The organism is Allosphingosinicella sp., assembly GCF_036403745.1.
Taxonomy (GTDB): Bacteria; Pseudomonadota; Alphaproteobacteria; order Sphingomonadales; family Sphingomonadaceae; genus Allosphingosinicella.
This window is the reverse complement of record NZ_DASWQI010000015.1, coordinates 1-2026: the sequence shown is the minus strand read 5'-3', so window position 1 is coordinate 2026 and position 2026 is coordinate 1. Positions and strand designations below refer to the sequence as shown.

2 protein-coding genes and 1 pseudogene are annotated in these 2026 nt (G+C 62.3%); all 3 read right to left on the bottom strand.

Translation table 11 applies throughout. The annotated features are described in order from the left end of the window. Nucleotides 1-103: 103 nt before the first annotated feature. Nucleotides 104-326 (bottom strand): annotated as a pseudogene (locus VGC56_RS02325) (transposase); the annotation flags it as partial. Nucleotides 327-401: 75 nt separating this feature from the next. Then, the gene (locus VGC56_RS02320) at nucleotides 402-1745 is read right to left on the bottom strand and encodes a transposase (protein ID WP_464122970.1); all 1344 of its coding nucleotides are present in this window, start codon (nucleotides 1743-1745) and stop codon (nucleotides 402-404) included. A gap of 92 nt (nucleotides 1746-1837) precedes the next feature. Beyond that, a partial coding sequence (locus tag VGC56_RS02315; protein ID WP_464122969.1) for a hypothetical protein occupies nucleotides 1838-2026 on the bottom strand: 189 nt, incomplete at its 5' end.

Sequence of the window (2026 nt, the reverse complement as noted above, 5' to 3'; positions counted from 1 at the left end):
GCGCGACCTGTTCACCTCCTGGTATCCGGCCATGGCCGCCAACAACAACGAGATCGCTGTTCCCACCGCAGCCTGATCATCTCCCACACTTTGCCATGCTCCCCTTGGCGACGAAGTGATGCAAGGATTGGTGGGTTGCCTGGACATGCTGCGGATCGAGGCATCGGCTCGATACTCTTGCGCTCGCCGGGCAGCAGCAGGCCGGTGCAATAGCGGCGCAACGGATCAATCCGGTCAGCGTGGCCGATCGCCTCGCAAAGAGCGTTTACGTAAGTTTGGAACCGGACCTCACTTCCGGCATCGGGAGAAACAGAAGGCTTGATCATGCCATTCTATATGGCTACCAACTCGGCTCCTACAACCGACTTTGTGACACAGTAAGACTAGCAGCCCGTTGATTTTTATATCTTAGATTGCATATGCCGAAGAGCAACTAAACACAACCAACAAAGCTCATGCCGCTGCTCCCTGCATGACGCCTGATGGCAGGGCAAACGCAAAAATGTAATTACTGCGATATTGTACTCTGTAGAGGTGAAACATGCGATCGCTGCCGCCTGACGCGGCGTCCCTGCGCCGAAACGATGGCGCATCACCAATCCAAGATTGTATGCGGCGACCTGGATCGTGTAACGCTTCTCCACATTGGCGACACCCCGCAGCCACGTCCGGCGCAAGGCGCCGACCTCGAGAATGTGGGCAAAGCTGCGCTCGACCTTCTCGCCGCGCAGCTTGAACGCAGTGCGGGCGACGGTGCTCTTCAGCCGGGTCCGGTTATTGTAGACCGCGCGCCGGGCGGCGGCATCGCCGTGCCAGCGGGCGAAGCCCTTCTGCTGCTTCTCGGATATGCGCGTCGTCCACGCGCCGTCCTCCAGCGCCTTCAAGCCTGCCCGGGAATGATAGCCGGTATCGGCGATCAGCTCGGCCGGGGCCTCCGGCGTCGGCGCCGCGCCGATGAGATCGAGCATCGCCTCGGCGTGTGCCAGCGTGCTCGGAAGGGTCTGGGTGTCGCCCTGGTCGGCCGGATGGATCTTGATCGCCACGATCACGGCGGTGTCGAGATCGACCGCGTGTTCCGGCTTGTAGCCGAGATGCGTGGTGCCATCCTTCATCTTGGCGATGCGCGCCGCCGGGTCGGTTTCCGACCGCCAGTCGGCGTTCGACAACGTCTTGTTTCTGCGTGCGCGGTCGAAGCGGATCAGGTCCGCCGTGCTCGGGGTCTCGATGCCGCTCGCCCGGGCCAGGCGGTGCAGCATCTCCTGATAATCCTCGCCGGTGTCCCGGCGCACCAGACGGCGCAATGCCGCATTGGCTTCCTGGGTCGAGGCATCGACGCCGATCCGCCGGGCCGGCACCAGGTCATGCTTGTCTGCGATCTCCAGGATGAAGCCGAACACGGCATGGTGAACCTCCAGCGGCAGCCGCGAGCGGGTCACGCTCAACGTCGAATGGTCGGGTACGCGCTCACCCTCACCCAGCCGCAAAAAGCGGTGCAGTGACAGCGAGTCGGCGCAGCGCCACGCGATCTCGCGCTCTGACTCCAGGCCCTCGAACTGGCCGACGAACAGCATCCGGAAGTACCGCCCCGGCGGGACCGACCGGCGGCCGTCGTCCTCGTAGTACGGCTGGCAGAGCATCTCGACCGTCTCGTCGAATTCCGCTTCGGCCAGGATCTCGTTGCACCGATCGTAGAAATAGTGGCGGGGCGCCAGTTCCACCGCCAACAGGCTGCTTCTGCCGCCCAATCCTTTACGATTGCTCAATCGTCCCATCGCCAAGGCGCAGATACTCCATTACACATCCTCGGGCGGGAATAAAGTCGCTGCCTCCGCGCTTTTCAACGGGCTGATAAGGACACCCCCTGGACACACCAGACGCCGCCCAAGCGGTTCAATTGGCATGCTCTGCGCCACTTCGCCGTGTCGTGTTGGATCGAGGCCGGCTTGGATCCGAAGACGGTCCAGACCTTGCTGGCCACAGTAGCCTTCAGGTGACCATGGATCGCTACGGCCACCTGTTCAAATCC